This is a genomic window from Serratia aquatilis (genome assembly GCF_044865145.1).
Taxonomy (GTDB): Bacteria; Pseudomonadota; Gammaproteobacteria; order Enterobacterales; family Enterobacteriaceae; genus Chania; species Chania aquatilis.
Map to the genome: position 1 here is coordinate 2,050,176 of NZ_CP173186.1, position 23,852 is coordinate 2,074,027.

Consider the following 23,852-nt stretch of genomic DNA (forward strand, 5'->3'; position numbering starts at 1 on the left):
TGGCGCTAAAGTGCGTAAGATAGGGGTAATGACAGTTGTGTCTTACGGCTACAAACCTGTATCTTGGTATCACTGTGGCCGCAAGCAAATGAATCTGTGTATTACTAAAGCAAGGGTATAAAGATGGATAATGCAAATAAGCCGAGTTTCCAGGACGTGCTGGAGTTTGTGCGTATGTTTCGTCGTAAAAACAAGCTACAACGTGAAATTGTCGACAACGAAAAGAAAATTCGTGACAACCAGAAACGTGTACTGCTGCTCGACAACCTGAGCGAGTACATTAAACCCGGCATGAGCATTGAAGATATTCAAGGCATCATCGCCAACATGCGCAGCGACTATGAAGACCGCGTTGATGATTACATCATCAAAAACGCCGATCTGTCGAAAGAGCGCCGCGATTTGTCGAAGAAGCTGAAAGCAATGGGTGAAGTGAAGTAACTTGCCCCGGCAGGGTTTGGCATTGCCTGGCCCTGCACATTCTCCTTACCTGCCTGATTCAGAGTACCGCTCCCCTCAGCCCCATCAAGATTTAATCTGTTACGCATTGATATCACACGATCAGATAGCAAATCAGCACAGACCCGCTACGCTTATTGTATCGCCTCTGGCAGGTTGTTTTGCCACGGTGGGTAAATTTTAGGGGTGTTGCGTTATTATTTGTGTAATAAAACCTGAATCCAACCGAAATTCATAAGCTTTGTGAACAACAAATACGGCTTTTGTCTGGCGACGTCAGGGTTTTATTTTTGGGTCACGTCGCATGGTGTGGCAAGACCGATATCCCGATAAAGGGTAACAGGTTCTCTTTATGACAGAACAACCGATCAGTGTATTGCTCAATCTGGATGAGACCGTTAATCCACCCCATGTATCGGCTTCTGGGGACTGGGTGTTGGCACATTATCGCCAGTTAGAACCGCAAGTCAGACAACTCCAGGCCCGTATGCCTGCCAATGCCGTTTTCGATCTGAAGCAACTTGGCATCCTTGATACTGCTGGCGCGAAGTTACTGGTCAATCTGTTGGGTGAACAGCGCATCTTCAATCTAGAGCAAATAGCCCCTTCACTGCCAGTAGAACGCCGCGTTCTACTGGAAACGGTAGCCCGTGCCTTACAAGGTTTTGAACCACCACCACCGGAAAAACCCCCAAGCCTGATTGTCGAAATGTTGTCTAACATTGGCAAGGCGATGGAGGACTTCTGGCATAACCTGCTTTCTCTGATGGGGTTCATCGGCCTGACACTGCAAACCCTGTTCAGCAATCTGTTACGCCCTTCGCGTTGGCGCATGACATCGTTGGTCGCCAACCTGCAGCAAATAGGCCTTAACGCAGTGCCTATTATCATGTTGTTGACCTTTCTGGTGGGAGCAGTGATCGCTTTCCTGGGCTCAACGGTATTGGCTGCTTTCGGTGCCGGTATTTTTACCGTCCAACTGGTGGTGTTTTCCTTCCTGCGCGAATTTGCGGTGCTACTTACCGCAATATTAATGGCCGGTCGAACCGCCAGTGCTTTCACCGCTGAAATTGGCCTGATGAAAGCCAATGAGGAGATCGACGCTATTCAGGCTTTAGGGCTTAATCCGGTCGAACTTTTGGTTCTGCCACGGGTGTTAGCGCTACTGCTTGCGTTACCGATACTCACCTTTATTGGTATGTTGAGCGGCATCTTTGGCGGGGCTGTTGTTTGCGCCTTGACGCTGGATATCTCCCCAACCATGTTTTTGAACATTATGCAGAGTAGCGGTGGTTTTCAGCACTTCCTGGTGGGGATGAGCAAGGCACCGGTATTCGCTTTCCTGATTGCTATTGTCGGTTGCCTGGAAGGGTTCAAAGTGACCGGCAGCGCTGAGTCTGTAGGGACGCACACTACCGCGAGCGTAGTGCATTCAATCTTTGTGGTGATCCTGCTGGATGCCGTTGCCGCACTGTTCTTTATGGAGATGGGATGGTGAGCCAGACAACCCCACAAGCCATTATTAGCATTCGTAAATTGCGTAACTGTTTTGGCAAACAGTGTGTGCATGAAGATCTCGATCTGGATGTTCGCCGAGGTGAGATCTTGGGCGTGGTCGGCGGCTCGGGAACCGGCAAGTCGGTACTATTACGCAGTATTGTTGGCTTACGTCGCCCGACAGCTGGCCAGATCCACGTTTTTGGCGAGGACTTGAAGGCACTTTCAGGGGTACGTCGTTCAGCCTTGGAAAGGCGATTTGGTGTTCTGTTCCAGCGAGGTGCGCTGTTCAGTTCGCTAACCGTTACTGAAAACGTGGCGTTGCCGCTAATAGAATATAACGGTTTGCAACGCCGGGATGCAGAAGAACTGGCGCAGGTAAAACTGGCCTTGGCCGGTTTGCCCGCCAATGCTGGTAACAAATATCCGGCCTCCCTTTCCGGGGGCATGGTAAAGCGCGCGGCGTTGGCACGGGCATTGGCACTGGATCCTGAAATTGTGTTTCTGGATGAACCGACAGCAGGGTTGGATCCTATCGGTGCCGCCGCATTTGACAACCTGATACTGACACTGCGAGATGCCCTGGGCCTGACCGTGTTTCTGGTTACCCACGATCTGGACACCCTCTATACCATTTGTGACCGGGTAGCGGTGCTCTCGCAGAAAAAAGTGCTGGTGGTCGATACGCTGGATACGGTGGCGGCAACTGACGACGCCTGGATCCAAGAGTATTTCCATGGCCCACGTGGGCGAGCGGCGCAACAGGCCGTAACGAACAGTCGAGAGAGGCAATAACAAATGGAAACTCGTGCTCACCATGTACTGATTGGTTTTTTTACTCTCATTATCTTCATTGCCGTGATGCTGTTCAGTTTATGGCTGACAAAGTCCGGCAGCGACCGCCAGTTCAAGCTGTACGATATCGTGTTCAAGGAGGCGGTCAGCGGCCTTTCGCAAGGCAGTTCGGTGAATTACAGCGGTATCCGTATTGGGGAAGTGGTTCAACTGCGCTTGGATGAGAATTCGCCAAGCAAAGTCTGGGCGCGTATTCGGGTAACGGCTTCAGCGCCAATCCGCCAGGATACTCAGGCCCGGTTGGCGGTAGCGGGCATAACTGGCACCTCTAATATTCAGCTCAGTGGTGGCAGTGAGTCTAGCCCGATGCTGGAAGAGCGAAATGGTGAGATCCCGGTTATTGTGGCGACGCCGTCACCACTAAGCCAGTTGTTCAGCAATGGTGAAGACTTGGTGACTAACATCAATGAAGTGTTGATTCGCCTCAATCAGGTGCTGACACCCGACAACCAGCAACGCTTGACCAGCACACTGGATAATTTATCGAAAATAACCGAAACCGTAGCCGGGCAACGTGAAGATATTCGCACCATCATTCAGCAACTTGCCTTGGTCACTAAACAGAGCAATGACACCTTGGCGCAAACCAATCGGCTGGTACGGAGTGCTAACGTATTGCTGGACGGGCAGGGCAAGCAGTTGGTCACCAATGCGGCGAGCACTATGGCATCGCTGGAGAAAACGACGGCACTGCTGAATAAGCTGATCAGTGAAAATCAACAGTCACTCAGCAGCGGCATGCAGGGTTTCAACGATCTCGGCCCGGCAGTTGATGAATTACGCAGAACGTTACTGGCATTACGCAATTCCGTAAGCCGTTTGGAAGAAAACCCGTCAGCCTTGCTCAGGGGCCGTGAGCGCACCAAGGAGTTTACACCATAATGATGAATCTCAATGTTATACATAATCCTTTGCGCCGCTACGTCTTACGGCTGTTGACTGTGATGCTGTTTGTGCCACTGGCGGCCTGCACCATTTTGCCTGAAAGCCCGATATCGCAGGTGTATTTGCTGCCAGCCCAACCGGCTGCTCCTGGCGGTGGCAGAACGGCAGAATCATCGCTGCGTATCGTCCAGCCCAATGCCAATCAGTTTCTTAATGGCACGCGTATTGCTGTTCAACCGCAAGGGGCAGAGATCACTTCTTTCAGTGGTTCTCGCTGGAGCGATCCGGCCCCGATACTGTTACGAAATCGCCTGATCCTGGAGTTTCGTGCCGATGGTGGTTTCCGCTCGGTGAGTAGCGACGACGACAATATTCTGTCTGATATTGAGCTAAATGGCGATCTGGTATCGTTCCAAGGCGTATACAACGGTGAGCAGGGTGAAGTTGTGATTCGCTTTGATGCACGCCTGGTGCAAACGTCCGATCGCCGGGTGATGGCAAGCCGTAGTTTTGTGGTACGCCAACCGATACAGGGCAGGGCAATGGACCAGGTAGTGAAGGCATTTGGACAGGCAAGTGATCAGCTTGCGGCACAGATGCTGACTTGGACACGCCAGCAGAAGTAGCTTAGGAACTTGCGGTTATGGTCTTTAACCACGGTTTAAAACCATTGTTTTAGCAACGTCCGCTGTCAATCCTCGCCCATTCGGGCGGGGATTCAATATTCCACGCATCAGAATGCATTTTTTACGCTGTCGGATCCGCCACATTATTCAGGATCTTCGATTCACCTAGTGATACAGGTGCTTAGCTCCGCTCTGAGAACAACGATTTATACGGCGCCATATCGCTCTCGGGGAGTGCAAACAAAGTAATAATCGCGCTAAGGAGTCATGGCGCTTCGCGCAATTGCCGCCGCATGTACTTCTGCACAATCTAAAAATCGAAAGCCGGGATCCGTTTTTTTGTTAAAAACCAGTGCCAAATCAGTGCCAGCCAGCATGATAGATTCACAACCATGTTCTTTGATCAATGAGTTTCCAGCCCGCATAAAAACTTCGTGATGCTGTTCAGTGGCAACACCTGAGCTCGCCATAGAGATGTAAGCGTTGTGAACTTCAACAAGTTCTCTTGCGGGTGAAATAACCTGCACCCCATCCAGCACACCATAGAAGTGCGACTCCATAACAACACGAGTCCCCAACAACCCGACCCTCTTCAATCCAAGCTGATGAATCTCAGCCTTAACAGTGTCAAGTAAATCAATGACAGGTATAGGTGATACCTGTTTGAATTCATCAATACAAAAATGCCCAGCAATAGAGGTTATTGCAATGCGTTCTACTCCACATTTTTTCAATCGATTTGCAAGCTCTAGGTATATTGCGACCTGCGCAGCCCGATTGTTCTGTGCCTGATGTCTTAACAGAGTCGGAGTATCTGCGTGAGCCATTGTGAGTTGGAGATCCATTCCCTCTTGGGCCATTGCAGAAATCAGGTACCGGTAATAGTAGTCGGTAGCTGCCGGACCAATACCAACGATCATACCAATGTGCATTTATAAACTCCTAAGCAATCCATACGGTGTAAACAACATTCAATGTTAGAGAAATTTAGTTTTGCCGGGCTACTATATGGTGATGTGAGGGATGGATGCCATGACTCACCACCAACTCTCCTATGTCATTTGAAAGAGAAGAAAATATTTATGAATACGCGAGAAATTGAAAAGTTGGTGGCGCAGTATCCTTTGGTACAACGGCTCATCGGCCTGGAAGAAGTCACATGGTTTAACCCCAATACGGTGACGCTGCAACAAGGGTTGCCTTATGTGGGTTTGACACAAAAAGAGGTTGATGAAGCCGAAGCGCGTCTGGGGCGTTTCGCCTCTTACTTATGCCAGGCTTTTCCAGAAACGCAGAAAATGAACGGTATTATCGAGTCTGAGGTTGTCGAAATTCCGGCGATGCAGGGCGCACTAGCAGCGCGTTACGGTCAAACCATTGCGGGCAGAGTGTGGTTGAAAAAAGACAGCCATTTACCAATTTCTGGCTCAATCAAGGCCCGGGGCGGGATTTATGAAGTGCTGACCCATGCAGAAAAATTGGCTCTCGAGGCCGGGATGCTCTCCGTTGATGATGATTACAGCATCATGAATACGGATAGGTTTCGCCAGTTTTTCAGCCAATACAGTATTGCCGTGGGTTCAACGGGTAATCTGGGTATGTCGATTGGTATTATGAGCGCCAAGTTAGGCTTCAGCGTGAGTGTGCACATGTCGGCCGATGCGCGCGAATGGAAAAAGCGCAAACTGCGCGAACACGGCGTGAACGTGGTGGAGTATGCCCAGGATTATGGTGTTGCAGTTGCACAGGGCCGCGTACAGGCGAGTTCCGATCCGCGCTGCTTCTTTATTGATGACGAGAATTCCAAGACACTGTTTCTTGGCTATGCGGTGGCCGGTGGCCGCCTGAAAAAACAGTTTGAGCAGATGAATATTGTGGTCGATAAAAACCACCCATTATTTGTCTACCTACCTTGTGGCGTGGGGGGCGGCCCCGGCGGTGTCGCTTTTGGCCTCAAGCTGGCATTTGGTGACGATGTTCACTGTATTTTTGCTGAGCCGACACACTCTCCCTGCATGTTATTAGGCGTTCATACCGGGTTGCACGATCATATTGCGGTACAGGACCTCGGTATTGATAACGTGACGGCGGCCGATGGTCTGGCGGTTGGCAGAGCCTCGGGCTTTGTTGGCCGTGCTATGGAACGCCTTCTGGATGGGTTCTATACGTTAAGCGATAGCGAAATGTATAGCCTGCTGGCGCTGCTTGCCAATGAAGAAAACATTCAACTGGAGCCTTCCGCATTGGCCGGAATGGCAGGGCCTGCACGGGTATGTGCGCATCAGCACTACCTGGATAGCCAAAAGATTGGTCTGGAGCAGCTTAACAATGCCACGCATCTGGTTTGGGCCACAGGTGGCGGCATGGTTCCAGCGGAGGAGATGGCCAACTATATCGCAGCGGCAAAAAGTTAATAAACCACCTTGAATTGTAGAATAGCCCGACAGCTGTATTGTTGGGCTGTAGGATAGCCCACAGCAGGCTTCTTTGCTCACTGAAAACATTAACATCCCTTACCATGAAATTTCTTAACCCAAGACCATGCTGTACGACTCCATTCCATTTGTAGAAAAAAAGAAGCACGACTACGCTAATTGATATCCATATGGAGTTTCCTCCGTGAGATTCAGATCAATTATCGTGTGGTTAAATATAGCCTTTCAACTGTTTTTACCGTTGAGCCTATCTTTTTACCCGGTAATTGCCAAAATGCTCACGCCAGTCTCTTCAGGCAAAGCGGATAAATTCTACGAAGCAATCCCCTATACCCTGGCTGCGGGGGAATCGGTTTATACCGTTGCAGAGAAACATCACCTCACGCTGGATGAACTTAAAAGGGTTAATCAGTTCCGCACATTTTCAAAACCTTTCACTCAACTGGGGCCCGGTGACGAAATTGATATTCCAGAGGGGGCAGCGTTACCTTTAAAAGATGACCAAGAAAATGGCGCTCAAGCAGCCTCGCCACCACAATATCAAGAACGGTTGGCACACAATCTGTTAAAGGGTGCCACGCTGGTGGCTGATGATAATACTCCCTTGGCAGCGGCAGCGATGGCGCGCTCTGCCGTCGTCAGTGAAGCCAATGACGCTGTGCAGCACTGGTTGAGCCAGTTTGGTACTGCGCGCGTTCAACTCAATCTCAACGAGCATTTCGGCCTGGAAGGAAGTTCGCTCGATCTTCTTGTTCCACTCTACGACGATCAGGCGTCTTTATTATTCAGTCAATTGGGCCTGCGCAATAAAGATGGCCGTAATACCGCAAATCTTGGTGCTGGTGTAAGGACCATTCAGGACAACTGGATGTACGGTGCCAACGCCTTTTACGACCGGGATATGACCGGCAAGAACAGCCGTGTTGGCTTTGGGGTAGAAGCCTGGACGGATTACCTGAAACTGTCGGCCAATAGCTACCTGCGCCTCACTGATTGGCACCAGTCGCGGGATTTTGCCGACTATAACGAACGCCCCGCCAACGGTTATGACCTGCGTGCTGAAGCCTATTTACCTGCTTACCCGCAGTTGGGTGCTAATTTGATGTATGAACAGTATTGGGGCGATGAAGTGGCGCTGTTTGGCAAGGATGACAGGCAGAAAAACCCCTATGCAGTTACTGCCGGGATCAATTATACGCCAATCCCTTTGATTACCATTGGTGCCGAGTATCGTGCGGGTAAAGGCGGAAGCAACGATGCCAACCTCAGCGTCCAGTTGAATTATCGTTTTGGCGAGCCATGGTCGGCACAGATCGATCCTTCGGCGGTGGCAGCCAGCCGCACGTTGGCAGGGAGCCGCTACGATCTGGTGGAGCGTAATAACGATATTGTGCTGGATTATCAGAAACAGCAGCTCATCGAATTGCTATTGCCGGACCAAATGACCGGTAGTGCGTTTGAGATCATCAAAATCGATGCACAGGTGACCAGCAAATATGGCTTGCAGCGAATAGACTGGGATACGGCCCCTCTGGTTGCTGTAGGAGCGGTAGTAGAACAGACCTCCTCACAGAGCATCTCGATAAAACTGCCACCTTACCAGCCAGGCAATAACGTCTATACGTTGAGCGCGGTGGCTTATGACAGCCAGGGGAATGCTTCAAACCGCAGCACTACCCAAATCATTGTTACAGCACAGAACTTCAGCCAACTCAACTCGTCACTAAGGGTTTCCCCAGAGGAGATAGCGGCCGATGGCGTCGCCACTAGTCAGATCACCCTGTCGTTAAGAGACAATAGTAACCAGCCGGTGCCGGGAATAGGGGATCAACTGACGCTGGATTTGTATTTCACACCAGATGCTACCGCAGCCCAGCCTGCCACTTCGCCGTTACTGAGTTCGGTCACAGAGACCGCTCCCGGTGTTTATACCTACAAGCTGACGGCGGGATTAACCCCTGGCGAGGCTATTCTTACTCCAACTATTCAGAATATCTCTCTGGCATCAGCTAAAGTTATTTTAACGGCGAGTAGCCATGTACTTAGCCCGGAAAACTCTGTTTTCAGCGTAGAACCTGCAGAGATTGTTGCCGATGGTGAACAGACCGCAATCCTTGAATTTATTGCTAATGATGCTAGCAATCAGCCGATTACAGGATTGACCGTGGCGTTTGAAGTCACAGAAGGGCCAGAGGTGACACTGAGCGCCGTTACGGAGGATCAGGGTGTCTATCGCGCAACTTTGAGTGGCACCAATGCGGGTACCGCGACAGTGGTCCCTGAAGTGAATGGCGATGCCGTGGCAGGGAAATCACACGACGTAATACTCACTGCCGATCACAGTACGGCAACGATTAGCATGGAGGTGCTGATTGATGATGCGTTCGCCAACGGTGTCGATGTGAATAAAGTCGAGGCGAAAGTAACAGATCAACACGGCAATCCTATTGAGAATACTGCGGTGGAGTTTGAGGCCGATAATGGTGCAACGCTGCTGGAAACTGAGGGCATTACCGATGAGGAAGGAGTGGTGACGATAGAAGTGGCCAATATCAATCCTGGTGTTACTACGGTGACGGCTCGTACCGCCGATCGGCTCGAACAGGTTGAGATCTTATTTGTACCGGAAACACCGGAAAAACTGTTGATCTACCACAACGGCGCCGAATTGACTCAGCAACCTGTTGTTGGCGATACCCTGGTGGCGGTAGCAATGTGTTCGATTGCCCTGTGTAACGGGGTACAGATGGATTATCAGTGGGAAGTGGAGTCGTCAGTGGGCAGCGATGTCTTTGTTGCCATACCCGGCGCGACTTCAGAAACGTTGATCGTGACGGGAGATTTACAGAAACGAGCTATTCGAGTGGTATCGCATTAAAACCGGGTTTGTATCATCGTTCCGGGCAAGACTGGAATGTTATTCAAGCATTGATTTTGAATACAGAAGAGGCAAGAAAACAATGAAGATCAAAATTGGCTCACCCAGTGGGCTGTTATCTCTGTTTTCGGCGATGCTGCTCAGTATGGCGATCGCCGGGTCCGCATGGTCAGCCATCACCTCAAGCCCAACGGCTACGGTAAAAGGGCGAGCCCCGGTTGTGACACAAAGCACCATTGTTTCTGACGATGCCAGCGGTAATGGTCAGATTGACGCTGGAGATACCTTAAGTATCGGGACGGAAGGCACATTTAGTGATGCCGATGGTGACGTGGCAATCCCCCAGACTTATCAATGGCAGGCTGATGGTGCAGATATTCCCGGTGCGACCGGGAGTACCTATACCATTGTTGCCGGTGACCTGGGCAAAACCATTACCGTGTTGGTTACCCCACTTACCGATCCCGCTATCACCGATCCGGCTGAAGGCATAGCGGTTGCTTCAAATGGGCTGTCAGTGATTTCTGGTGGCACCGTCACTGGCGTAACGGTGAGTGGTGAAGTTGGCGGCTATCCACAGGTTGACTCCGTGCTGACGGCAACGGCAACTTGTGCCGGTGGAACCTGTATTGGTGTCACCTACCAGTGGCAAATTGAAACCGGCGTCGGTACCAATGCGTTTACTGACATAAGCGGCGCAACCAGCAGCACCTATACTCCAGTACGGACCGACCAGAGACTGAGAGTGCAGGTTGTTGTCAGCAACGCAGTTGCTCAGTAAGCAAGAGCCAGGCCCAGACAGGGCTAAATCATTACTCCTGTCTGGGTTAATTAATCCAACAAAACAGTATGATGGATACGCTGGATGCCGCACCGTAATTCTACATTCAATGGTTTTCTGTTCAGGATCTTATTGGTTCTGAGCATTGCCTTGAGTCATACGGCGCAGGCTATCCAGCTTTCCACAACCCCCGTTCATGGGCGTGAACCCACGACAACCCTGAGCGTAAATACGCAGCAGCCACGGGTTGGGGATGTGGTGACTGTCACCTCAAACTTTCTTGATGCGGACGGTGACTCTGAGCAGGGCACAACTTACCAGTGGACATTGGATGGTGCTCCTATCAACGGAGCGACCAGCCCAAGCTATACGCTGAACCTCAGCGATATCCTGGCAGGAAGTGAATTGAATATCGTCGTTACCCCACAGACCGATCCGAGTATCACCATACCGAGCGTAGGCCAGCCGGTTCAGCTAGTTAACCCGGTAAATATCAAATGGCAGCATACGATTTCCAGCCTGGTATGGGCCGAGTCTCCCTTGGGCGTAGTAGCCGACGGGCAGGCGGCCAATACCGTACGTGCCACAGTTCAGTATCTGGACGGAACCCTTGCCGTAGGCGCAACGGTGCTTTTTGATGCAGATAATCTGGCGGTAATATCCAGAGCGGTGCAAACCGATATCAATGGGGTCGCTACCGCTTATGTGACTACCGATATTGCCGGTACCACCGCTGTAACAGCCAGTATTGATGATGATACCCAGTCGATTGATACGCTTTTTTTTGCAGGCCCGGCAGACGTCGTGCGCGCGGAAGTCACTCAGAATAACGCCGTTGCCAATGGAGTTTCCGACAATAATGTGCTGGTCAGCGTGGAAGATATTAATGGGAATAACATCGCGGGTGAAACCGTGAATTTCACCGCAACCAATGGCGTGACGCTTTCTAAATCCAGTGCTCAGACTGACATCAACGGTGATGTTGAAATTGCGTTAACCAGCGATACTGCTGTCAGCAGCGAGGTTACTGCCACCGTCGCCAGTGGCGCTGCTGCTACCGTTACCGTAGATTTTTCTGAAGAGTTGCGCATGACACAAGTTTTGGTCAACGGTGCATCCTTCTCGATCACTGATGGTTTTCCAAAAACCGGCTTTGTCGGTGCGCGCTTCCAGCTAGTGGTCGGTGAAACTCCAGCAGATAATAGCGATTATCAGTGGCGTGCCGATCAGAGCTGGGTCAGTGTAGATGGTAGTGGCAATGTCACCTTTAACAGTGAGCCCAGCTCGGCTAATAATAGCGTCACCATCACGGCGGAGCATCAATCTAATGGTACAATATTGACCTACCAATTTACGGTCAACCGTTGGTTCAGAAACAACAGCTTTAACATCATGGGGCACAGTGACGCGGTGGCCTGGTGCAATTCTCAAGGCGGCGGTTACGTGCTACCTGGTTATCAAGAAATGACAGACCGAACCCCAGCTATTGAGACGGGCGGCAGCAGGGATGCCAATGGGCGATTATGGAATGAGTGGGGCAGTATGGGCAGTTACTCTAACGGATGGTTCTCTGGCAACTACTGGGCGAAGGAAATGACCAGTGATAGTAATGGCTGGCACTATACTTACCTTGGTAACGGTAACTTATTCAGTTTCCCGTTAGACGGTGCAACCTATGTCACTTGCTCGGCGTCTCGATAATGTCGTTGGCCGGACGAGTTTGATGTGCAATGCATTTCCCTCAGCGATAAAAAAATAAGCTGATTATCGGCATGGTTAACTCTATCCCCAAAATAATTCGAGTTGCATGACAAAAACGCAATGCGTTTTTGAACAGCGCTTGCGCTGGCCCCGTAGGGGCGAGGCCCATGGACGGGCCGAGTAGTTGGACGAAGCCAAAACCCATGCAACTTGAGGTATGAAGGGTATAAAAGCTTAATGCCCAAACCTGCTTTTATCTGCCTGACACAGAGTTTGAGCTGCGTGGCGCTGTGCCCTTATTGCTGTACCACCTATCATTGTTATTAATAAAAAAACACATTAATACTAACAACTTATCATTAAATTTAAATAATCAACCGGATTAATGAATCCGTTTTTTATTAAATTTAAAAAGCGTGATCTACCCCAGTCGCGTTTTATGATCAAAGTCAAACGGCGCTAAAAAATAAAAATGATAATCAGACGTCACCAAAAAATAATCACTTATTCAGGAAATACGCTATGTCTAATGAAAGCTCGCTCCCGACTCAACCGGAAAAGGAAGATATGAAGGTTGGCATTGGCGCTTATATATCACTGATATTTGCCATGGTCTTTTTTCAGGCCTGTTAGGCGGAAAAGAGTGGTGGGCAGTGTTTGACTTCACGACGCTAAATGGTTCATTCGGCAAGGTTGCCTCTAACGTCACTCAAGTTGACGGTGCCCTTGATGTCACTAAGAGCACCTTTCGCGGTAACGGCGGTGGCGGTGCAATGGATGGTTTTCTATTTGCTTTTGGGCTTATTCCATCCGTTATGTTTGCGTTAGGTATGATTAACGTTTTAGAGCATTATGGTGCATTGAATGCAGCACGTAAACTGCTTACTCCACTACTTCGCCCGCTCTTGGGTATTCCGGGTTCGACCGGTTTAGCGATTATCGGTAGTTTGCAAAGTACCGACGTTGGGGCCTCGCTTACCCGCGCTCTGGTTGATGAAGGCCAAATAAATGAGAAGGAAAAAGACGTAATCACTATGTTCCAGTTTTCTGCTGGTGCGATGATCACCAATTTCTTCTCCTCCGGAGCGGTATTATTCACCCTGATGTTGGCGGATGGAACGCCAGCGGTACCAGCGTCTATCGGGCTGTGTATTTGTGTCATGTTTGTTATGAAAATCGTTGGCGCAAACTTCCTTCGCATTTATCTGACATTTACTAGCAAAAAAGAAGCTTAAAAAATAAATAATGTAAAAAATGAAGGATTAAATATTATGTCAAACCCAAGTAAACCCATGATCACCGACGTATTTGTTGCTGGCGCACGTAAAGGATGGGGAATTGCCACCTCCAGTACCTTACCTAACGTCCTGATGGCTTTTGTCATTATTAAAGCTTTAGAGATCACCGGTACCTTGAAAGGTTTAGGTATGATCTTCTCCCCACTGATGAATCTGTTTGGTTTACCGGGGGAAGCGGCTGCGGTATTAATCGGCGGTTGGATGTCAATGGGCGGAGGCATAGGTGTCGCCGTCAGTTTGTTTGCCAACGGTACCTTAACCGGTGAACATCTGGCGATTCTGGCCCCGGCTATTTATCTTATGGGTTCACAAATTCAGTATGCTGGCCGCATCCTGGGGGTGATTGGTACCAAAGCCAGTAAGATCCCTGTGATGATTGCTATTTCGGTTATTAATGCCTTTATCGCTATGTTCCTGATGAGAATTTTTATTGGCTGACATCAAATTCCCCGAGTTTCGCTGCCATATCGGATGGCGCAGAAGCCTACGAATGATAAGGATAAATAATGCAGTTAAATCAATATCTAGATGAATTACGCCCGCTGGTTAACGTTGATTGCGGAACTCAGACTACACAAGGCGTTACCGTTATCGCCGAACGTATGGAAAAAAAATATAAAGAGTTAGGCTGGCATACTGAAATTGTCGATCTAGGTAAAGAGGTTGGCCCCGGCGTTTTCGCTACCAATAAACCCGATGCAACTGAGTTTGACGTATTGCTGATCGGCCATATGGATACCGTATTTCCGCCGGGAACCGCAGCTGAAAGGCCAATGTCCAGCGACGATACTCGCTTGTATGGTCCGGGCTCGGCAGATATGAAGTCCGGTCTGCTGAATATTCTTTGGGCAATTCGCGCGTTAGACAGTAAAGATGCTGCAAGACTATCGATTGCCGTTGCCATGAACCCGGATGAAGAAACCGGTTCCGTCCATTCCCATAAATGGCTGGGTGAATACGCCAAAAAAAGTCGCTGCGTGCTGGTTGCCGAAGCCGCTCGTGCCGATGGTTCTTTAGTTAAAGCCCGCAAAGGTATGGCGCGTTATTGCATCGATTTCCACGGTCGTGCGGCCCATGCAGGCAATGCGCCGGAAAAAGGTCGTTCAGCCATTACCGAATTGGCTAACTGGGTGCTGGCGATTAATAAGCTGGGAAATCCACAGTTAGGCACCACGCTGAACGTTGGCGTAATTAGCGGTGGTGATGCGGCCAATATTGTTGCCGATAAAGCGCAGGCTATAGTGGATGTACGCTTCTGGAATAATGATGAATACGATCGTATTGGCAAAGCCGTACAGGAAATGACGAAAACCGCCTATGTAGCGGATGTAACCACCAAGGTAACGGAGATGGCCCATACGCCAGCGATGTCTCCTACCGCTGAAACAGAGATGCTGATGGCTCTGGTTGAGCGCTGTGGTCAAGAAGAGGGGATTGCGATCAACTGGCAAGCAGTGGGTGGCGGTTCCGATGCGAATCACACTGCGGCGTTAGGCATTCCGTCCTTAGACGGTTTCGGCCCTATTGGCGCTGACTTCCATAGTCCAGCGGAATACGTTGAGCTTGATAGTATTCTTCCGCGCATCAAGTTGCTGAGCCGAGTGATTAGTTCACTGTAGATTTAACGGAATAAAGCCAGATAAGCCTTAATAGTCAGTGCCGAATCGTTTAACGATTCGGCACTGTTCACCCAGTTCATCAGTCATGTTAATGATCCCAGCGGCGCTCACGTGCAATTAAGGGACACAGCCTAAGGTTTAATCAGGCCAGAGATTCACATCATCAACTGCGGATCCTGTTGACAAAAATCTGCCAGATGCTCAATCAGAGCACGTACTCTGGCCGGAACATAGCGCTGCTGTGACCATACCGCATAAATTTCCCGCGCGGCACCCTGCCATTGCGGCAATACCGGAACCAGTTCACCGCGACGCAGTTGGTTATGGCACAAACTCATCGGGCAAAGCAGGATCCCTAATCCTGACAGCACCGCATGCAGCGCCAGAGAAACGCTGTTAACACAAATTTTCCCTTGCGGCTGCCAACGTACGGTTTCCCCACTCTGAATGTGCCGCAGGGCCCAAGTAGATAATGGTGCGCTAATCACCAAATCGCGCAACCTGAGTTCATCCAGAGAATCAGGCATACCGTACTTCGCCAGATAACCGGGGGAGGCCACCAGTATCACCTCTTTGGCTTGCCCCAGTTTGCGCAGATTGAGTAATGAGTCAGGCTGCGCGCCTACGCGGATCGCCACATCAGCACCGCTGCCGATCAAATCCTGCGTGTAGTTATCCAATTCCAGCTCAAGCCGAACTTCTGGATACCGCTCCAGGAACGATATCCAGGCCGGAGCCAGATTATCATTGGCTAAATCAGCCGGTGCTAGTACACGGATCAGGCCGCTGACCTGGTGCAATGTAACATCCAGTTTCGCCGTGGCTTGCAGTAGGGAGTGCACCAACGGGCGACACTGTTCGTAGTATTGCCAACCTTCCCGGGTGGGTGTCATACGTCGGGCACTGCGGTGAAGCAGACGGCAACCCAGATGCTGCTCTAACTTCTGCAAGCGGCGCGTCAAGGTAGGGGCGGGAATCGATGCCTTTTCCGCCGCAGCACGCAAGCTGCCTGTTTCGACGATGCTCACAAACAGCGCTAGTTCATTCAACATGATTTCATATTCGTAATTTAAGATTCAATTTTTCAATCTAGTTTCATTAATCGACTCTGTCTAGAATTTCTCTGTCGTTTTGATAAAGGTATTTTCCAAGGAGAGAGTGACCATGAGCCACAAAGCTGAAGCTACAGCGTTAATCAAGTCAAAACCGGGTAAGGCGGCAGAGTTGAAAACTGCCATTCTGGAGTTGATCGAAGAGACGGTAAAAGAACCAGGATGTGAACTGTTTAAAGTTTTTCAAAATGATACCAACCCGGAAGAATTTACCCTTTGGGAAATTTTCAGCACTCCGTCCGCACTTAAGGAACATTTGGAGAAGAGCTACACGCAAAAATTCTTTTCTCTTGAACTTACCGCATCGGTATCCGCCATCCATCATAGCCAATTGAGCCGATAGTGTCTTACCACCAATTACTGCACTCACAGGCGGCCAAAAGTCGGCCGCCAGCGGCGCTCACGTGCAATTAAGGGACACAGCCTAGTTTCTATCGCACTTAAGGAAATACCCAGATGCAAAGTTATCGTTTCAAACAGTTTGGTAGTCTTGAACACTTAGCGCTCCATCAGGAGCAGATGCCGCAACCACAAGCGCGGGAAGTGCTGATCCGGGTACGTGCTACGTCGCTTAACTATCGCGATCTGGCCATTATGAATGGCCAATATACGCTGCCTTCCAGCCCTGGATTTATACCGTTATCCGATGCCGCTGGTGAAGTGGTACAAATTGGTGAGCGGGTTGAACGCTTTAAGGTTGGTGACCGAGTGGTGAATACCTTTATGCCACGCTGGTTTGGCGGTGCGTTTCAGGCTTCTGTGCGCGATGAGCTTTACGGTAGTAACCGCGACGGTTGGCTAGCGGAATATAAAGTGGTTAGCGAGGAGTCGCTATTACCGTTACCTGAACATCTCAGCTTCGAACAGGGGGCGACGCTTCCCTGTGCAGCCGTTACCGCCTGGGCAGCATTGAATGGTGACAGGCCGGTTAAGGCGGGTGAGACGGTATTAACTTTAGGTTCCGGTGGCGTTTCGTTGTTTGCCATTCAGTTGGCAAAAGCCATGGGGGCAAGAGTAATTGCCACCACTTCTAGCGAAGCTAAAGCTGAACGGTTGAAGGCACTGGGTGCTGATGATGTCATCAGCTATGTTCAATACCCAGAATGGGGCCAGGAAGTTGTTCGCTTGACCGCTGGGCAGGGAGTCAATCGGATAATCGAAGTGGGCGGCCCGGGCACGTTGAATCAATCCATCCAGGCTATCGGTATCGGTGGTGAACTGGCGTTGATCGGATTTGTGGCACAGGATGCGGTGGCAATAGACTTCTTCAGCCTGTTTAAAAGCGCAGCCCGTTTCCGGGTGATCAGCGTAGGTTCACGTGAGGATTTTGAACAAATGAACCGCGTATTGGTACTGAATAAAATTGTCCCGGTTATTGATAGCGTTTTTCCGTTCGCAGAAGCCACACAGGCCTGGCAACGTTTCGATTCACGCCAGCACTTTGGGAAGGTAGTTATCAGTCATTAGGCTGTGTCCCGCGAGCGCCGCTGGTGGGACATTGAGGAGCACTGCCTGGTTTGAACGTTGCCTCTGGTTTTGGCAGACAATTTCACAGGGCAACACTTGCGAACATGCCAAGGTAAGAACTTTCTTGGTGCTGCAGGATTACTCTTAATGTTTTTATTTGAGAATTACCTTGGTTTACTGTGCTTACCAAAGTGACCAATCAGAATAAAAACATTAAAAAATTTAATTTAAGAGTAATTAGAAGAATTAATATCTTAAGATGTACTTTTTAATGGTTAATGATTCCATTTGTGATCTAAGTCGATAAAATGCTCCCCGTCGAAGCAAAGCTAATCGATAAACGCAACTAGCGCATTTTCAGAGATTGGCAGACTGACACACGATCAGCGTGATCGAAATTTTCTGGTGGTGGGAAACTAAATCCACCACCTATAGAAATTCAGAGAAAACGTATTGATAACTTTATAGGTAAGTGAAGTTTCAGGGTTTAACTCATTTGCCAACATGGGATCTATAGGTAGAACAGAATATGAAAATGAACAAAATTGCGGTTATGGTTGCTGGCTTGGCTTTGTCTACTGCAGCGCTGGCTGACAACATAATTAAATTCCAGGGTGAAGTTGCCGAGCAAACTTGCGACATCAGCATCAACGGCAGTACTTCAAGCCCACTGATCCTGTTGCCAACCGTACCCGCTTCATCATTAGTGACCCCAGGTACTACCGCAGGTCAGACGCCCTTTACCATTGGTCTGACCGGTTGCGCCGCTCCTGCCAGCACGACCGCGATCAAAACTGTGTTTGTTGGTAATAACCTGACGCAAGAAGGCCGTATGGGCAACACAGGTTCAGCAAGCAATGTGTCTCTACAGTTGGTTGACCCAGCAGCTTCAGCTATTCCGTTGGATCTGACTGGGCAAAACGGCGCTGCAGGTCTGTCACTGGCAATGGGCGCGACTTCTACATCCCACGATTTTGCTGTTCAATATTACTCAGAAGGTAATACTACCGCAGGTTCGGTGCTGGGTAGCGTGCAGTACTCGGTTTCTTACCAGTAATAGTTAAAACCGCCTCGTTTAAAACCGGCTAATCAGAAAACGCTGATTGGCCGGTTTGCTTATGCAATTCTATCCATAAACGACCTACCTGATCTGCCATCCCGCACACTTCGCGCCGCAGTCAATACCACAGGTTCATAACGCTGAAATTGGCAGATAGCAAGGCCGAATTTTACGGTAGCCGGGCTCTCAATGAGATGACTGACGCAGTTGCTTTTCTTTTTGATCAGCGCAACCTGCTATCATCTGGCGACCCCCTTTGAGCAAAGTTTCCATTTCAACGAGAGCTTTTTCGTCCTGCTGAGACTCAGGGTTTTCAGACGACAACCCTGTTGAAAACACCTCAATCAGGCGGCTGCATTGGCCTTTGCTTAGTACAGATTGTTTATTGAGGCAGGCTGTTATTTCTTTCTGTGCATCCTTAGGCAAAACCGTGTCTGCGGCTGAAGAGTTGCCACCGCTTACCTGTTTGGCAAATTTTGCGCGGAAATCGTTAACCGGTTGCTTGAGCTCTGGGTAAACCTGAGCACAGGCTTCCGGCACGGCAAATATGAGGTACAACGTCATCACGGAGTCGGTAATGTCTCCACTATCGTCCTCTGCAGGAGCGGCATTGGCAGTCACTGAAAATAGCAGTGAAAGGGCTGAGAAAAGCACACAGAATTTTTTGGGCATAGAAATATCCTAATAAAATAAATGCACAAAAATGGGGCAAGTAGACCGACACTCGCTGGGATATAGCGTGCTGCAATACCCGAACTCTGTCCGTCAAGATCCTTACTTGCTGTTTATACAATTTTGATTGTACTAACCAGAGGCTTCTACTACCGAGTCGTGCCTAAACCCTTTATACTCTTCATACTTCAAGTTGCTTGGGTGTTGGCTGCGCTTACTCACCCCAGTCACATAGTTATCTATGCTCCTGGGGCCTCGCAAGCTTGCCGCCTACAAGCAACTCGAATTATTTTGGGTATATAGGTAAAAGCACATTTCTCTGGCTCATTATCATGATGACAAAGCAATTCATCAAGTGTTTGAAGCACGCTTTAAGGCATTATGTATATCTGCCAGCGACTCACAGCGCAGAACAGGAATATTCAACTGACTCAGATAATTAACAAATAACTCTTCAGCTTTTTGCACTTGCTTTTTAAAGCCCAAAAGGTCGTCATACTGAAAGGCGTCTATAAAATTAATAGGTGGCAACCTACAGCGCTGGCAGAATGCATCTACCTCACTCTGCAATGTGAGTGCTGCAATAAAGCATGTCCGGTAGTTTTCAGCATCACAGTTGAAGTATATTTTGTTCCAGATAGAAGTTAACTCTTCATAAAGCCCAATAAAATCAGTAATTTTAATCGGTTCGTTATCTATCTCAGTGATTAAATCATCAAGTAACTTTTCTGTGGAGGTGATTAAGTCAAGACTGGCGGCTAAAATCTCATCTAAATCACTTGGTTTAATTAAACTTAAGTAATTCTCATGAAATTTTTTCGGTAAAATATCAAGTGAGAGTAACTCTTCTAAATGATGTTTTATGCCAAATTTTAAGAATTTATTGTTAGTAAGTAGTAACGCATTTGATATTTGCAGTAAAATATTTCCGGAAGCTAAGCGAATCGATTTAACATTCGGTGCTCCCTGGAGATTGAAATAATTCACCTTGGCTTCATTAAGGTGTTTTTTAGCTTTTGATATCATATCCTTACTGGTGGTTGCCGTTGTTCTCTGCAGAATTTTGGCTTGAAGTTGATGGAAACGCCTTTCATCTTCAGCAGAGTGACTGTAAACAACTTTAGCTTCGGTAACTAATGATGTCAGCATGTCGTCAAAGTCGCTGATTTTTTCCAGTCTCTGCCAGGACATGTCCCAAAAGTCATAGCCAATACCCATATAGATAAATGCAATATTGAGCTTATTAAAGCTATTTCTTTTGGGAACATAGTAAAAATCAAGGTCGGACATAGCATTTGCTGTGCCATTGACATAAGAGCCATAGCAGCAGACCAAGGAAATATCATCGGCATGCTTTTCTTTAATATGGCTCAAGAACAGTTCTAAAATTTCGCGGTTTCTACCTTCCAATTGGTGCGCTCCCTATTTGAGGATATGCGAAATTTTTAGCACAAACACTGCAGTTGTTCATACCGTTATTGGTGCTGCTTGTATACCGCTGTAAAAGTAACACAGCCTAGGCTTCACAAATAGATAATTGCCTAGGCATTTTTATTGACGTGAGTGATAGAGTCCTCTGCTTTCAAGCGCTTGCGTAACCGACTGGCAATCGCAACTGCAATCAGTCCGCCGATCATTGAGGTGTGCTCCAAAGCCCAGAGCAAAGCCAACTGGGCATCGGGTTGCGGCAGTGCCCAGAAACGATGGACGATCAGAATCGTCGACGCTAAAAACAGAGACAAGGCTCCAGCACCCAGCCATAAGGCTCGATCCAGCAGCAGCAACACTGAGCCCGTCAGCAAGATCAGGATAGTGGCAATGTTGAATAGCCAGTAAGGTTGCAGACCTGCGGCACGCATCTCGTTCAAGCCAGCTTCAAAGTCGATGAGCTTGGCCAGTCCGGAGGACAGAAAAACGACTGACAGAAGAAGCCGTGCGGACAGCCATAGCCAGCGGCTGTCCAGTGTCGTGCCGATAAAATTACCCATGTACGTTACTCCTGGTGATAGGCCAGCAAGGGGCACAGCCTAGTGTTGTAAGGGGGAAGTGCAATAAGGCATTGCAAGCGCTCACTCATGGCAGTATAAGACCTTAAGTTAACTTGAGGTCAAGAGTTATGACTACCAAACAAACAGTTGATTTTTCTCGTGCATTGACGGTCGGTGAAGTGGCGCAGCGCAGTGGTGTACCGGTCTCCACGATCCATTTCTATGAATCCAAGGGGTTGATCGCCAGCACGCGCAGCGAGGGCAACCAAAGGCGATTCTCCTCAGTGGTGCTGCGTTATATTGCGATCATCAAGGTAGCGCAGCGTACCGGCATTCCGCTGGAAGAGATCAAACAAGCATTGGGTCGCCATGCGCCAGGCGACAAACTGACGGCGGCACAGTGGCGGAAACTCTCCTCGTACTGGCGCGAAAGCCTGGATGATCGCATCAAAAAGCTGACACGCTTGCGCGATGAGTTGGACAGTTGCATCGGCTGTGGTTGTCTTTCCCTGGACGATTGCCCGCTGCGTAATCCTGACGATGTTCTGTGGGAGCAAGGATCGGGGCCGCAGATCTTAGAGCGCCCGTAGCGTTTGCCCCGTAAACCCTGGCCCATCTGCTTTTAGCGTCTAGATTGTTCATCCAGCACTGCAAGCTATAGGTTACTGGGCTATAGGCTCGCCCGCCAGCCTCTGTTACTGTATGTTAAACACAAAGCAGCCTAGACAACGAGTAGCGTGTTTTCCGAAGTTCATGTCGATATACTCTAAATAATTCGAGTTGCAGGAAGGCGGCAACGCAGTGAATCCCCAGGAGCTTACTCCGGTAAGTGACTGGGGTGAACGAGGAAAGCCAACGTACATGCAACTTGAAGTATGACGAGTATAGGTTCATTTATCACCGACAACCCTACCGGTAGTTCAATTTCATCATAAAAGTCCCCCAAAACTCCGAAGGAGTAACAGAATGAAATCACGTGCATTGATTGTTGGCGTCAGTGGTGTTGTGGGCAGTGCACTTGCGACCAAGCTGTTGGCCGAAGGCTGGCAGGTTTATGGCCTGTCGCGCGGCAACACCCCAGTCCCGGAAGGCTGTACGGCATTGACAGCAGATTTAACCTCACAACAGGCGGTGAAAAACGCATTGCAGGGTATTGAGGTGGATAAGGTGTTCTTCAGCGTTTGGGCGCGGCAGGAGAATGAACAAGAGAATATCCGGGTTAATGGTGCGATGGTACGCCATGTACTGGAAGCACTAGGCAGTAGCCTGAAGGGCGGCCATGTGGCGTTGGTCACGGGGCTGAAGCACTACCTTGGTCCGTTTGATGCTTACGGTAAAGGGGAGGTGCCGCTCACGCCGTTCCGCGAAGAACAGGGGCGCCAGCCAGTAGATAATTTTTATTACGCGCAAGAGGATGAAGTATTTGCCGCCGCTGAAAAATACCACTTCAGTTGGTCTGTGCATCGCCCACATACCATTATCGGTTATGCAGTGGGTAATGCGATGAATATGGGGCAAACTCTGGCGGTGTATGCCACGCTGTGCAAGCAAACCGGTCAACCATTTGTGTTTCCCGGGTCTTCTGCGCAATGGCATGGTGTGACCGATATGACGGATGCTCGTCTGCTGGCGTCACAGTTACTGTGGGCGGCAACCAGTAAACAGGCAGCGGATCAGGATTTCAATGTGGTCAATGGCGATGTGTTTCGTTGGAAATGGATGTGGGGAGAAATCGCCCATTACTTTGGCGTAGAGCCGGTGCCATTCAGCGGTGAAGCACAACCGCTGGAAGGGCGAATGCAGGATGCCGCTGCGCAGTGGCAGACGATTGCCGAACAGTTCTCTCTGAAGCAGGCGGATGTCAATAGGTTGGCTTCATGGTGGCATACCGATGCTGACTTGGGCCGCCCGATGGAGGTGTTTACCGACGTCAGCAAAAGCCGCAAAGCAGGATTTATGGATTATCAGTGCACCCGCGACGCCTTTATCGAACTGTTCGATAAATTAAAAGCTGAGAAGATGATCCCGTAAGCGGGGGTTGATTTTCTTCTTCTGCAGGTAGAGTACCCGCAACCGGGGTAATCTGTGGCCGCGCATGGCAGTTCTGGCATTGCGTGGCTGGATACGTGGAATCCCGGTGATAGAGGAGACTGAATGGCCTCCCTTCGTTCAAAAAATTGAGACCAGTACTCAGGTCTTATTTGCCACTTAAACCCAATCTTATTTATAAATTTCAGCAGAACCACATAAATGGTTGTTACCAGAAGCGGCGGTAATGCGGTATGAGCTTGCACCCATTTCGGCAGCTTTGGCAACCAGTTCATTTTGCAGGCTGGTAAGGTTGTTACTTTCCGTACATGCGCTGATCACGCCGATTTTCAGCTGCTCGGATGGTGCTGAGTCAACCGCAGTAGCAGCCATGGAAGTGAAGGAAAGGGTAGCCAGAGCAAGAGTGATGATAATTATTTCTAAGTTTTTCATGATGCAATTTCCTTTTTCGTATGGGTATACGGGGGCGG

Annotated in this window: 22 protein-coding genes and 1 pseudogene; 17 read left to right on the top strand and 6 right to left on the bottom strand. The window is 49.3% G+C overall.

The features are described 5' to 3' along the window. Positions 1-123 precede the first annotated feature (123 nt). The 5 genes from tmaR (at position 124) to SAQUA_RS09135 (ending at position 4,322) form a co-directional block, all read left to right on the top strand. Positions 124-441 carry a PTS system regulator TmaR gene (gene tmaR, locus SAQUA_RS09115; RefSeq protein ID WP_380672788.1) on the top strand — a complete coding sequence of 106 codons (318 nt, stop codon included), beginning with the start codon at positions 124-126 and terminating at the stop codon, positions 439-441. A gap of 370 nt (positions 442-811) precedes the next feature. After that, on the top strand, positions 812-1,957 hold the full coding sequence (locus tag SAQUA_RS09120) for an MlaE family ABC transporter permease (RefSeq protein WP_380672789.1): 1,146 nt from the start codon (positions 812-814) through the stop codon (positions 1,955-1,957). Next, positions 1,951-2,751, top strand: coding sequence for an ABC transporter ATP-binding protein (locus SAQUA_RS09125; protein ID WP_380672791.1), 801 nt, complete (start codon positions 1,951-1,953; stop codon positions 2,749-2,751). Before SAQUA_RS09120 ends, SAQUA_RS09125 begins: the two co-directional genes overlap by 7 nt. Positions 2,752-2,754: 3 nt before the next feature. After that, entirely contained in the window at positions 2,755-3,693 is a 939-nt protein-coding gene (locus SAQUA_RS09130; protein ID WP_380672793.1) for an MlaD family protein, read from the top strand. Further along, positions 3,693-4,322 carry an ABC-type transport auxiliary lipoprotein family protein gene (locus tag SAQUA_RS09135; RefSeq protein ID WP_380672795.1) on the top strand — a complete coding sequence of 210 codons (630 nt, stop codon included), beginning with the start codon at positions 3,693-3,695 and terminating at the stop codon, positions 4,320-4,322. The genes SAQUA_RS09130 and SAQUA_RS09135 overlap by 1 nt, the downstream gene beginning before the upstream one ends. A gap of 257 nt (positions 4,323-4,579) precedes the next feature. Here SAQUA_RS09135 and SAQUA_RS09140 read toward each other — a convergent pair whose 3' ends face one another. Beyond that, positions 4,580-5,254, bottom strand: a complete 675-nt coding sequence (locus SAQUA_RS09140; RefSeq protein WP_380672797.1) for an aspartate/glutamate racemase family protein — start codon at positions 5,252-5,254, stop codon at positions 4,580-4,582. Between the two features lie 150 nt (positions 5,255-5,404). Between SAQUA_RS09140 and SAQUA_RS09145 the strand changes: the two genes are divergently transcribed. The 7 genes and pseudogenes from SAQUA_RS09145 to SAQUA_RS09175 all read left to right on the top strand — a co-directional run bounded on the left by SAQUA_RS09145 (position 5,405) and on the right by SAQUA_RS09175 (position 15,034). Beyond that, positions 5,405-6,736, top strand: a complete 1,332-nt coding sequence (locus SAQUA_RS09145; RefSeq protein WP_380672799.1) for a D-serine ammonia-lyase — start codon at positions 5,405-5,407, stop codon at positions 6,734-6,736. 205 nt (positions 6,737-6,941) lie between these two features. Then, positions 6,942-9,635, top strand: a complete 2,694-nt coding sequence (locus tag SAQUA_RS09150) for a ZirU family protein (RefSeq protein ID WP_380672801.1) — start codon at positions 6,942-6,944, stop codon at positions 9,633-9,635. A gap of 82 nt (positions 9,636-9,717) precedes the next feature. Continuing rightward, positions 9,718-10,416 carry a ZirU family protein gene (locus SAQUA_RS09155; RefSeq protein WP_380672803.1) on the top strand — a complete coding sequence of 233 codons (699 nt, stop codon included), beginning with the start codon at positions 9,718-9,720 and terminating at the stop codon, positions 10,414-10,416. An 84-nt stretch (positions 10,417-10,500) separates the two neighbouring features. Then, positions 10,501-12,117 carry an Ig-like domain-containing protein gene (locus SAQUA_RS09160; RefSeq protein ID WP_380672805.1) on the top strand — a complete coding sequence of 539 codons (1,617 nt, stop codon included), beginning with the start codon at positions 10,501-10,503 and terminating at the stop codon, positions 12,115-12,117. Positions 12,118-12,639: 522 nt separating this feature from the next. Then, positions 12,640-13,352, top strand: a pseudogene (locus SAQUA_RS09165) (nucleoside recognition domain-containing protein). 36 nt (positions 13,353-13,388) lie between these two features. Beyond that, positions 13,389-13,853 (top strand): YjiG family protein, encoded by a 465-nt coding sequence (locus tag SAQUA_RS09170; protein WP_380672807.1) that lies wholly within the window; start codon positions 13,389-13,391, stop codon positions 13,851-13,853. 68 nt (positions 13,854-13,921) lie between these two features. Continuing rightward, positions 13,922-15,034: a M20 family metallopeptidase gene (locus SAQUA_RS09175; RefSeq protein WP_380672809.1), complete on the top strand. Its 1,113-nt coding sequence runs from the start codon at positions 13,922-13,924 to the stop codon at positions 15,032-15,034. A 155-nt stretch (positions 15,035-15,189) separates the two neighbouring features. Here SAQUA_RS09175 and SAQUA_RS09180 read toward each other — a convergent pair whose 3' ends face one another. Next, positions 15,190-16,086, bottom strand: coding sequence for a LysR family transcriptional regulator (locus SAQUA_RS09180; RefSeq protein ID WP_380672811.1), 897 nt, complete (start codon positions 16,084-16,086; stop codon positions 15,190-15,192). A gap of 112 nt (positions 16,087-16,198) precedes the next feature. Here SAQUA_RS09180 and SAQUA_RS09185 point away from each other — a divergent pair, with 112 nt between their 5' ends. From SAQUA_RS09185 to SAQUA_RS09195, 3 genes are all read left to right on the top strand, one after another. After that, positions 16,199-16,489, top strand: a complete 291-nt coding sequence (locus SAQUA_RS09185; RefSeq protein WP_380672813.1) for a putative quinol monooxygenase — start codon at positions 16,199-16,201, stop codon at positions 16,487-16,489. A 113-nt stretch (positions 16,490-16,602) separates the two neighbouring features. Beyond that, the gene (locus SAQUA_RS09190; protein ID WP_380672815.1) at positions 16,603-17,613 is read left to right on the top strand and encodes an NAD(P)-dependent alcohol dehydrogenase; all 1,011 of its coding nucleotides are present in this window, start codon (positions 16,603-16,605) and stop codon (positions 17,611-17,613) included. Positions 17,614-18,142: 529 nt separating this feature from the next. Continuing rightward, complete coding sequence (locus SAQUA_RS09195) at positions 18,143-18,670, top strand: fimbrial protein (RefSeq protein ID WP_380672817.1); 528 nt, start codon at positions 18,143-18,145, stop codon at positions 18,668-18,670. A 189-nt stretch (positions 18,671-18,859) separates the two neighbouring features. Here SAQUA_RS09195 and SAQUA_RS09200 read toward each other — a convergent pair whose 3' ends face one another. The 3 genes from SAQUA_RS09200 to SAQUA_RS09210 all read right to left on the bottom strand — a co-directional run bounded on the left by SAQUA_RS09200 (position 18,860) and on the right by SAQUA_RS09210 (position 21,333). After that, positions 18,860-19,345 (bottom strand): hypothetical protein, encoded by a 486-nt coding sequence (locus tag SAQUA_RS09200; protein ID WP_404413178.1) that lies wholly within the window; start codon positions 19,343-19,345, stop codon positions 18,860-18,862. A gap of 351 nt (positions 19,346-19,696) precedes the next feature. Next, positions 19,697-20,755 (bottom strand): hypothetical protein, encoded by a 1,059-nt coding sequence (locus SAQUA_RS09205; protein WP_380672821.1) that lies wholly within the window; start codon positions 20,753-20,755, stop codon positions 19,697-19,699. Positions 20,756-20,886: 131 nt separating this feature from the next. Further along, a complete protein-coding gene (locus SAQUA_RS09210; RefSeq protein ID WP_380672823.1) occupies positions 20,887-21,333 on the bottom strand; it encodes a DoxX family protein in 447 nt (148 codons plus the stop codon). A gap of 128 nt (positions 21,334-21,461) precedes the next feature. Between SAQUA_RS09210 and soxR the strand changes: the two genes are divergently transcribed. Together soxR and SAQUA_RS09220 are read left to right on the top strand one after the other, a co-directional pair. Next, positions 21,462-21,923 (top strand): redox-sensitive transcriptional activator SoxR, encoded by a 462-nt coding sequence (soxR, locus tag SAQUA_RS09215; RefSeq protein WP_380672825.1) that lies wholly within the window; start codon positions 21,462-21,464, stop codon positions 21,921-21,923. 376 nt (positions 21,924-22,299) lie between these two features. Next, positions 22,300-23,364, top strand: a complete 1,065-nt coding sequence (locus tag SAQUA_RS09220) for an SDR family oxidoreductase (RefSeq protein ID WP_380672827.1) — start codon at positions 22,300-22,302, stop codon at positions 23,362-23,364. A gap of 189 nt (positions 23,365-23,553) precedes the next feature. Here SAQUA_RS09220 and SAQUA_RS09225 read toward each other — a convergent pair whose 3' ends face one another. Next, positions 23,554-23,814 (bottom strand): DUF1471 domain-containing protein, encoded by a 261-nt coding sequence (locus SAQUA_RS09225; RefSeq protein WP_380672829.1) that lies wholly within the window; start codon positions 23,812-23,814, stop codon positions 23,554-23,556. Between the last annotated feature and the right edge of the window lie 38 nt (positions 23,815-23,852).